This is a genomic window from Empedobacter sp. UBA5036 (assembly GCF_002415215.1).
Taxonomy (GTDB): Bacteria; Bacteroidota; Bacteroidia; order Flavobacteriales; family Weeksellaceae; genus Empedobacter; species Empedobacter falsenii_B.
Map to the genome: position 1 here is coordinate 85847 of NZ_DICC01000058.1, position 9377 is coordinate 95223.

Annotated in this window: 10 protein-coding genes; 2 read left to right on the plus strand and 8 right to left on the minus strand. The window is 30.8% G+C overall.

Going from position 1 to position 9377, the window contains the following annotated elements:
* Positions 1-45: 45 nt before the first annotated feature.
* From B4J88_RS11035 to B4J88_RS11070, 8 genes are all read right to left on the minus strand, one after another.
* Positions 46-693, minus strand: a complete 648-nt coding sequence (locus B4J88_RS11035; RefSeq protein ID WP_115000892.1) for a hypothetical protein — start codon at positions 691-693, stop codon at positions 46-48.
* Between the two features lie 145 nt (positions 694-838).
* Positions 839-1624, minus strand: a complete 786-nt coding sequence (locus tag B4J88_RS11040) for a zinc ribbon domain-containing protein (protein WP_115000894.1) — start codon at positions 1622-1624, stop codon at positions 839-841.
* Between the two features lie 2 nt (positions 1625-1626).
* A complete protein-coding gene (locus tag B4J88_RS11045) occupies positions 1627-2724 on the minus strand; it encodes a Nif3-like dinuclear metal center hexameric protein (protein ID WP_125349269.1) in 1098 nt (365 codons plus the stop codon).
* Positions 2721-3209: a GNAT family N-acetyltransferase gene (locus tag B4J88_RS11050; protein ID WP_115000896.1), complete on the minus strand. Its 489-nt coding sequence runs from the start codon at positions 3207-3209 to the stop codon at positions 2721-2723. The genes B4J88_RS11045 and B4J88_RS11050 overlap by 4 nt, the downstream gene beginning before the upstream one ends.
* The gene (locus tag B4J88_RS11055) at positions 3181-4212 is read right to left on the minus strand and encodes a phosphotransferase enzyme family protein (RefSeq protein ID WP_291067669.1); all 1032 of its coding nucleotides are present in this window, start codon (positions 4210-4212) and stop codon (positions 3181-3183) included. Before B4J88_RS11055 ends, B4J88_RS11050 begins: the two co-directional genes overlap by 29 nt.
* A 6-nt stretch (positions 4213-4218) precedes the next feature.
* The gene (locus B4J88_RS11060; RefSeq protein WP_291067670.1) at positions 4219-5139 is read right to left on the minus strand and encodes a nucleotidyltransferase family protein; all 921 of its coding nucleotides are present in this window, start codon (positions 5137-5139) and stop codon (positions 4219-4221) included.
* On the minus strand, positions 5129-6499 hold the full coding sequence (locus tag B4J88_RS11065) for a Gfo/Idh/MocA family protein (RefSeq protein WP_221856265.1): 1371 nt from the start codon (positions 6497-6499) through the stop codon (positions 5129-5131). The genes B4J88_RS11060 and B4J88_RS11065 overlap by 11 nt, the downstream gene beginning before the upstream one ends.
* 82 nt (positions 6500-6581) lie before the next feature.
* Complete coding sequence (locus tag B4J88_RS11070; RefSeq protein ID WP_291067671.1) at positions 6582-7466, minus strand: ChaN family lipoprotein; 885 nt, start codon at positions 7464-7466, stop codon at positions 6582-6584.
* Between the two features lie 74 nt (positions 7467-7540).
* Between B4J88_RS11070 and B4J88_RS11075 the strand changes: the two genes are divergently transcribed.
* Both B4J88_RS11075 and B4J88_RS11080 read left to right on the plus strand, forming a co-directional pair.
* Complete coding sequence (locus B4J88_RS11075) at positions 7541-8437, plus strand: ABC transporter ATP-binding protein (RefSeq protein ID WP_291067672.1); 897 nt, start codon at positions 7541-7543, stop codon at positions 8435-8437.
* Position 8438: 1 nt separating this feature from the next.
* Positions 8439-9269 (plus strand): ABC transporter permease, encoded by an 831-nt coding sequence (locus B4J88_RS11080; protein ID WP_291067673.1) that lies wholly within the window; start codon positions 8439-8441, stop codon positions 9267-9269.
* The last annotated feature ends 108 nt before the right edge of the window (positions 9270-9377 follow it).

Sequence of the window (9377 nt, forward strand, 5' to 3'; positions counted from 1 at the left end):
CCGCTAAAAATTTAGCGGAGTTTTTTTTATCTATAAATTGAAATTTTATTTTCTTGCAGAAGGTCTTCTCACTCCTGTTTTTACTCTTTCTGTTGTTGCTGATTTTGCATTTACAGCACCTTTTGCAGATTTGTTGTATAATTGAATGAAATCAAACAATCCGTCAAAATCACCCGTCAATGTTTTACCATTCGAAACTCTCAAAGCAAAGTTTGTAGACAATAAACTTCTGTTATAAGGATCAAAATAATTTTTTAAGTTAATAGATCCTGAAGAGAAATCTGTATCTAATAATGCAAATGTTCCTGAATTAAGAACTGGTACATAATTTTGCATAATAGGATCTTCGTAATATTCGATATAATCCAATCCTCTATCATTATTTTCTGTTACGTAAGATCCATTAAAACTTAAATCACCTCTTTGGAAAATTTCTAAATACAAATAAGCTCCATTTAATTTACCATTCTTAGGAACTGGATTTGTAGATAATTCTACACTATAATAAAATCCGCCATCAGCCTTTTTTATATCTGCAACAACTGCATTTCGAAGCGGAAATGATACACCATCATAATTGATTTGTCCAACATTAACAATTTCAGGTTCATAATAGCCATCATCATTATTCACACAAGATGTTAATGAGATAGACGAGACAGCTAACATTGCTAAAAATATAATTTTTTTCATAATTTCTAAATTTTCAAACTAATTATATTGCCAGTATTACAAATAGCGTGCTAAAAAATAACAACAACTAGTTTTAGCATAAAAAAAGTGTTACACAATCGTGTAACACTTTGATATTAAATAAAATATTTTTTAACAAAGAAAATTATCCTTTGATAATGATTTCCATTTTTTCTTGCTCTTCTAAAGCTAATTCCAAATCAACTAAGATACGTCCTGAATGTTCGTCAGCGATAATTTTTTTACGTTGAGCGATATCCATTTGTCTTTGTGGTGGAATTGTAAAGAAAGATCCCGCAGAAGCTCCACGTTGTACAGGAACAACAGCTAAACCATTTTTCACAGAATTTCTGATACGGCTGTAAGCGTCTAATAATCTTTGTTCGATTTTAGCAGAATATTCAGAAGATAATTTCAATAAATTACTTTCTTCTTTTTCTGTATCTTTTACAATTGTATCCAACTCAGCTTGTTTGTGAGATAAATGCTCTTTCATTGAGTTTAATTTTGCATTAAATTCTTCAACTTGTGCATTTTTTTGAGAAATTTTAACTGTAAACTCACGAATACGTTTCTCAGATAACTCAATTTCCAAACCTTGATACTCTACTTCTTTCGCTAAAGCATCAAATTCTCTATTGTTTCGTACGTTATCTTGTTGTTTCGTGTATTTTTTAATTAAAGCTTCAGCATTTTTGATTGCTTCTTTCTTCAATTTAATTTCTTCATCCAAACCTTTAGTTTCGTCAACTATTTTTTGGATTCTCGTTTCTAATTGTGCAACATCGTCGCTCAAATCTTCAACTTCTAAAGGTAATTCACCTCTTGTGTTTCTGATTTCATCTAAACGTGAATCAATTAATTGCAAGTCGTATAACGCGCGAAGTTTTTCTTCTACGCTTAGTTCTTTGATATTTTTTGTTTCAGACATAGTTAACAATAATTAACAGGATTGGTATTAATTCCAGAATTAAAGACCACAAAATTAGTAAATTTTTCTTTAAGATACGAAGTTATTAAGTTTTTTGTAAACTGTTCCGATTCAAAATGCCCAATATCTGCCAAAACAAGCTTATTTTCAGCAGTAAAAAAATCGTGATATTTCAAATCTGCCGTGATATAAATGTCCGCTCCAGCCGAAATTGCATTTTTTATTCCAAATGCGCCAGAACCTCCAAGTACAGCAACCTTCTTTATTTTTTTGTTTAATAATTTCGAATGACGAATAACGGGTGTATTCATTTGAGTTTTTAGATAATTGAAAAAATCGAGTTCTTCCATTTCATTTTCTAACTCTCCAATCATTCCAATTCCAATATAATTGTTTTGATTATTCAACGAAATAACAGAATAAGCAACTTCTTCGTACGGATGATTTTTGAACAAAGCATTCATCACATCACCTTCCAAATGTTGCGGAACAATAACCTCTATTCGCGTTTCGTTTACTGCTTCCAATTTCCCTATTTCGCCAATAAACGGATTTGCACCAGCAGTTGGTCGATAATTTCCTTCGCCTTCTATCGCAAAACCACACGAATCATAATTCCCAATTTTTCCTGCACCCGCTTCATACAACGCAAATTTCAATTGGTCAGCATGTTCTGTTGGTACATAGGTAATTAATTGTTTGATAGTTTGCAATTTTGGAATAAGAATTTTCGTATTCAATAAAGCTAATTGTTCAGAAATTTTGAAATTAACTCCAACTTTCGAATTATCTAAAGCTGTATGCGTTGCATAAATATTAATTCCATTTTTGATTGCTGTCATCACAGCTTTTTCAACATAATTTTTTCCGTTCAATTTCTTTAAACCAGAAAAAATAATTGGATGAAAACTCACAATCAAATTACAATTTTTCTCAATCGCTTCTTCCACAACTTCTGGTGTTGTGTCCAACGTTACCAAGATCTCTGTTACCTCATTATTGTAATCACCAACTAGCAATCCAACATTGTCAAAATCCTCTGCATACGCCAAAGGCGCTATTTCTTCCATCGCCAAAGCGACATCTTTTACTCGTATCATTTCTCTTTTAAAAGCAATTTTTCTGTAGGCAAATCATTTTCGATGCCTTTCCAATACGATTCAAAATTAAACTTTTCTAACAACTTTCTTGAAGCAACATTATCAGGATCGATGACAGCCATTACTTGCAAATCAGGAAATTTTTCTTTTGATTCTGCTAATAAATGTTCGCAAATCATTGATCCAAAACCTTTTCTCCAAAATTCTTTTTTCAATAAATAACCTATTTCAAGTGAATTTTCGATATGTTTGTTATACACCAATTTACAATCACCTAAAAGTGTGTCGTTTTCGTCATAAACCTTAAAAAAACCAAGGTTTTCGTTAACGCTACCTTTTTCTAAGATTGATGTAAATTTGTGATTTGCTTGCTCTTCATTCAAACCTTTTCCAGAGATATATTTCATCACTTCGTCGTCCTGAACAAGTTTAAAAAAGTTATTAAAATCTGTAGGTTTATATTTTTCGAACCGAATTTTCTTCATGAAATTTTGTTAATGCTTTTAATAAATTGATTTGATTAATCGTACGATTTAGATTTTGTTTTGGATAAGAAATCGAATAATAAATATCGTTTTCTAAATAATCTGCCAAAAATCTAACCGCCTGAATATAAATCACAATATACGCAACAAAATCCATATTTTCGATCTCTATTGGTTGTAAATCATATTTTAAATGTTCTAAAAACCCATTTTTAACCGCTTTATAATAATCAGGTTCAAACAATTTTTCAGGATTAGGATCGTCTTCAGCTTTCAGGTTTGCGTATGTACGAATCATATCTCCAAAATCGCACAAAATATTCCCTGGCATTATTGTATCCCAGTCTATCACAGCGATTGCTTGCGAATGATTATCATTATTGAATAAGAAATTACTGATTTTTGCATCGGCATGAACGACACGCTTTGGGAAATCTATTTCTAAATACTTTTCAACTTGATACAGATTATCCAAAATATAAGCAACTTCTTCTTTCGTTTCTTCTAAACGCTCTGTTGAAGCATTTTTCAATGCATTTTTGAAATCATTTACACGTTTATGATAATCTAAAAACCCGACAATCGAAGGATAAATTTCATCAACATTAACATCTAACAAATACGAATGAAATTCACTAATTGTTTTCGCCGCTTCGTATGCTTGTTCCGCAGATTCCACTTTCTCAAAACAAATAGAATTTGGAATAAAAGAAGTCATCCTCCAAATTTCTCCATCTTCTTTTGCTAATAAATTTCCTTGCAAATCTTTTACAATTTCGATTACCGAATTTTGATAATTCTTTGCTTTTAGATGACGAGAAATGATGTCAATATTGTTAGAAATTACTTCTGGTTGAGGAAAAACGTGCGTGTTTATTTTTTGTAAAATATATTTTTTTCCTTCATACTCAACTTCATAAGTAGAATTAATCCAACCAGAACTGATTGGATTAACACTAACTTGATCTATATTTTCGAAATAATGTTTTAATATTTTCTCCATTATATTTTATGTCCAAAGTGAATTTGGATATTTTTGATCATTGATTAAATTTTGAATAGAATTTACTACAACTTCTCTATCTTCTGGATAAGTCATTCCGAACCAATTGTCATCCGATTTTTCTACAATCACTTCCAATTGATCTTCTTTGATCATATCATTTACAACTTTCGGCAAGAAAAATTCTGCTTTCAATTGAGAAGCATTTTCGTGAAGAAATTCCTCAAATTTATCTTCTAATTTTCTGAAAATAGAAGGATGTAAAACAAAGAAATTCATCGATACAGCCGTATCTCCATCTAATGGTAAAACGTTATCATCTTCTTCGAAAACAATTTCTCCATTTTCGTTAGAATAGATATTTGTACGTTCTACAACATTCTCCAAATGACCGTTTGTTACCGTACAAACTCCGCGAGAAACAGAACCATTTTCGCTAATCGTATTGGCCAATTTGTACGCAACCATACCATAAGTATTTGCAGTGATTTTTTCGTTTTGAACCAATTCACTTGCTTTTTCAAATGCTTTACGACCATAAAAATCATCTGCATTAATTACAATAAATGGATTGTTTAAATGATTTTTTGTAATCATTAACGCATGTCCAGTTCCCCAAGGTTTTTCACGTTTTTCTATTGTATCATAAATTCCTCTCGGAACAGATGTATACGTCGTTTGAAGAACAAATTCTACTTTACCTCCATTTTTTTCAATTAAATTTTGAAAATATTTTTTAGTTTCTGCATTAAATTGTTCATTAATAATGAATACAAAATGTTTTATTCCGCAAGAAAAAGCATCGAAAATTGAATATTCCATCAACGTTTCTTTACTTGGTCCAATTGGATCAATTTGTTTTTGTCCTTTGTAGCGGCTTCCCATTCCACCTGCTAAAATGACTAATGATAAGGTTTTAGAATCCATAATCTTCTGTACCAAAAACTGGTTTTCTTGTTTTATATTTTCCTCTTGTAAAGTCTGGCATTTCTTGAGAAGTACCATTTCCTTCGATAGATTTTTCACTTAATGGTGTTACTGCATACCAAGTTGCTAAATCATATACATCGAATGGGAATTCTTTGTTTGCTTTAATACATTCGATAAAATCATTCATTAAGAAGAAATCCATTCCTCCGTGCCCAGCACCTTCTGCCTGAGTTTCGTATTTTTTCCAATATGGATGATCGTAAGTTTTTAAATGATCTTCTGAACTTGCCCATTTGTGAGAATGTTTCATTTCATCTTCGAAATAAATGAAACCTTGACTAAATCCTCCTGAACCGATATCTTGCCAAATACCATCAGTTCCTTGAATACGGAAACCTAAGTTATATGGACGCTGTAAAGATGTATCGTGCGTTAATAAGATTGTTTCTCCGTTTTCACATTTTAACATTGTTTGAACGATATCTCCTTGTTTGAATTTAACTTTTGCATTTGGATGATCTGCACCTCCATTCTTCACGATATAATCAGTTAAACCAGCTTGTTGAGAAGCCATAGAAGTTAAATGTGTAATTCTATTTCCACGGTTAACATCCATCATTGTACCGATTGGTCCTAAACCATGCGTTGGATATAATTCTGCATTACGTTTTACATAATGATTTGTACGCCAAGCAGCTTCAGAGAAACCTTTGTCTCCAAATTCAACTCCACCACCATAAGGTTGTTTACCATCATTAAATAATACATTTCTTAAATCGTGTTGGTAACCACCTTGTCCATGAACAATTTGACCAAACATTCCTTTACGAACCATATTCATTACAGCCATAACATCGCGACGGTAACAAACATTCTCCATCATGAATACAGGAACTTTCGTTTTTTCGTATGTATCTACGTAATCCCAACATTCTTGTAAATTCATCGCTCCACACACTTCTAAACCTACAATTTTACCCGCATTCATTGCTGCAATTGTTTGCTCAGCGTGAAATTCCCATGGCGTAGCTATAATTACAGCATGCATTTCTTTATTCTTATATAATTTTTTATATCCATCTAAACCTTTAAAATACTCTACAGGTTTTTTATTATGTTTTGCAAAAATTTTGTTTGAACGATCAATCATTCGTTGATCTGGTTCAGCGATCCCAACAACTTCTACATCATTTCTTTTTAATAACTCATCTAAATGTACCTGCCCTCTCATTCCACAGCCAACAATTCCTACTTTCACCTTATCAATTTTTGATGAAAAATCAAATAATGAATCTGGTGATACTAATGCTACCGTAGATGCTGCAGCAGTCGATTTAATAAAATTTCTTCTGTCCATAGTTGTATTTAATTGTTTGCTTTATTTTTTAAAATGCAAAATATGAAAAATAATCAATAAAACTTTCTGCTTATAAGTAAAATTAGTAGGTTTTAGGCGAATCCTTAGGAAATACTATAATAAATTCTGTCGTAGTAACATTTTCGTTTTTTGATTTAATTGCAGATATTTTTTCATTTAAATCTTCACTTTCTAGAATTTCAATTACAGCGATTTTGAGCTCAGGTCGAAAAAATTTCAAATACCAATAAATTCCGCCATAATTTTTAGAATGATAATCACCATTGTAATGAATAAATAGATTATTTTTCTTCAAATTATTCAAAATTGATTCTGCCATTGTTGCATCCTTTGTAGCTTGTGCTGCAACAAACTGTTTTGCCTTCACTCCAGCATGATCTCCCATCATTTTAATCATCTCAGGATAACCAGGCGCATCATAATCTATCGTAATAGGAAGTTTCGCAATAAAGACTTTCTCATTATTTGGAACTGTATCCAAAGCTTCAAGTCCATTCTTAGCGACATACGAAGCATATTTGCGTGATACGTTAGTCGCTACAAAATCCAAATTCTTTTCTTTCGCAAAATCAACAAGAGGCTTATAATCTGTTTTATAATTACTCCAGAGCTTTGTATTCTTTTGAAACTCTTCATCTGTTATTTTTCCTTCTAGATAATTAGTTAATTCCGTTTGCTGATGACGTTCAAACATTTCAGCGCCAAGTTTCAATTGATTTCCTTTTATCTTATACAATTCTTTTGTAGTTTGCAATTGCAACCAATGGTTAATCGCATTATTATGATATTCACCAAACAAAACCACATCATATTTTGCCAATTCTTTTATCATTTTATCAAAATCAACTTTCTTTTCTTGTTGATTAAAAATTTGATAAACTTTTCCATTTTGCGCTTTAGCATGAATTGTAAGTACAATTAATAACGTATAAAGTATCGTTCTCATATTATTTAAATTGATTCTAAATTGTAACAAAATAACAAAAAACTCTACATATAAAGAAAACAAATTCAACTACTATGAACAAAGTTCTTGAAATTAATCAACTAACAAAACAATTTGGCAGCTTTACAGCGGTCAACAACGTCAGTTTTTCGGTGGAAAAAGGAAACGTTTATGGATTACTTGGTCCTAACGGAAGTGGGAAATCGACAACCTTAGGAATGATTCTTAATGTAATTAATCCAACTGCGGGTTCGTGGAAATGGTTCGATAAAGAACCGAATAACGATTCGTTAAAAAAAATTGGAGCTATTATCGAAAGTCCAAAATTCTACCCATATTTATCAGCAGAAAAAAATCTTAAAATTGTCGCTGATATTAAAGAAGTTAATTATGCAAAAATTGACGAAAAACTTGAATTAGTTGGATTACTTTCTCGTAAAAAAGATAAATTTCAACAATATTCGTTGGGAATGAAACAACGTTTGGCAATTGCGGCTGCGTTATTAAATGATCCTGAAGTGTTGATTTTAGACGAACCTACAAATGGTTTAGATCCACAAGGAATTATTCAGATTCGTGAATTGATTATTAAAATTGCTCAACAAGGAACTACAATTATTCTAGCAAGTCATTTATTAGACGAAGTCGAAAAAGTATGTTCGCATGTAGTAGTTCTGAATCAAGGAAAAATGCTTTATGCTGGTTCTGTCGATCAAATGAATTCAAGTTTTGGAAGTATTGAAGTTGCTGCGCAAAATATGGAAAGTTTGGAATATACACTAAAAACGTTCTCATTCGTTTCAAAAGTTACCAAAGAAAACAACAAACTTTTTGCTGTTTTATCAGAAGAGAAAGATCCAGCAGAAATTAACAAAATGTTTTATGAACAAGGAATTATCGTGAATCATTTAGTAAAACGTAAAGAATCTTTAGAGCAACAATTTTTCCAATTAATCCAAAAACAGAACTAACATGAAAAGATTATTTAGCATAGAATGGAATAAATTATTCTACAACAAAGGAACGCGAATTTTCATCATTTTGTATTTTGTGATGATTCTGTTAATGGGAATTACGTTACCGAATTTCAAACCGAACATGAATGGAATTGAAGTTGATTTAATCAAATTGGGTGCATTAGAGTTCCCTGGAATTTGGCATAATATCACGTGGTTAATTGGTTTTGGAAAATTCTTTTTAGCTATTATTGTTATTAATAATATTACAAACGAATACTCTTTCGGAACTTTCAAGCAAAATACAATTGATGGTTTATCTAAAACTGAATTTTTAAACACAAAAGTTTTGATGAACGTTGTGATAACTTTGATTTCTACACTTTTAGTTGGCGTTTTAGTTTTTGCATTAGGTTCTATTTTTAGCGAAAAGTTTGATTTTGTAAACGGAATCGAATTCTTAGGAGGATATTTCGTTGAGATATTCGCTTACATTGTTTTCGCAATGTTTTTATCATTTCTATTAAAGAAAAGTGCTTTTGCAATTTTATCTTTAATTGTTTTGAATATTATAGAATCTGTTGCTAAAGTTGTTGAATTTTTAGTTCGATTTGGTAAAAATCCTCCAAAAAATCCTGAAGAAATTAAAATCTTAACTAATTATTTACCACTAAACTCAAACGGAAAAATAGTTGATTATCCTTCTGTAGATATACAAAAAGCAATTATGGAAGGTAAGTTATTTGTTGCCGATCATGTACAATGGGATCATTTTGCGGTAAATATTTTCTACATCATTTTATTTCTTGGTTTATCCTTATTAATTATCAAGAAAAGAGATTTATAATTTTATTATAATAAATTATCAAGTTATAAACTAGAGTTTGAAATTACTTCATGCTCTAGTTTTTTTTACATTTCTACTACGTTAATATTTATTTTATTTTATTTTATT

What these genes read in the sequence shown, in the direction of transcription:
- B4J88_RS11035 (WP_115000892.1), bottom strand. Translation starts at nt 693, where the DNA reads ATGAAAAAAATTATATTTTTAGCAATGTTAGCTGTCTCGTCTATCTCA.
- B4J88_RS11040 (WP_115000894.1), bottom strand. Translation starts at nt 1,624, where the DNA reads ATGTCTGAAACAAAAAATATCAAAGAACTAAGCGTAGAAGAAAAACTT.
- B4J88_RS11045 (WP_125349269.1), bottom strand. Translation starts at nt 2,724, where the DNA reads ATGATACGAGTAAAAGATGTCGCTTTGGCGATGGAAGAAATAGCGCCT.
- B4J88_RS11050 (WP_115000896.1), bottom strand. Translation starts at nt 3,209, where the DNA reads ATGAAGAAAATTCGGTTCGAAAAATATAAACCTACAGATTTTAATAAC.
- B4J88_RS11055 (WP_291067669.1), bottom strand. Translation starts at nt 4,212, where the DNA reads ATGGAGAAAATATTAAAACATTATTTCGAAAATATAGATCAAGTTAGT.
- B4J88_RS11060 (WP_291067670.1), bottom strand. Translation starts at nt 5,139, where the DNA reads ATGGATTCTAAAACCTTATCATTAGTCATTTTAGCAGGTGGAATGGGA.
- B4J88_RS11065 (WP_221856265.1), bottom strand. Translation starts at nt 6,499, where the DNA reads ATGGACAGAAGAAATTTTATTAAATCGACTGCTGCAGCATCTACGGTA.
- B4J88_RS11070 (WP_291067671.1), bottom strand. Translation starts at nt 7,466, where the DNA reads ATGAGAACGATACTTTATACGTTATTAATTGTACTTACAATTCATGCT.
- B4J88_RS11075 (WP_291067672.1), top strand. Translation starts at nt 7,541, where the DNA reads ATGAACAAAGTTCTTGAAATTAATCAACTAACAAAACAATTTGGCAGC.
- B4J88_RS11080 (WP_291067673.1), top strand. Translation starts at nt 8,439, where the DNA reads ATGAAAAGATTATTTAGCATAGAATGGAATAAATTATTCTACAACAAA.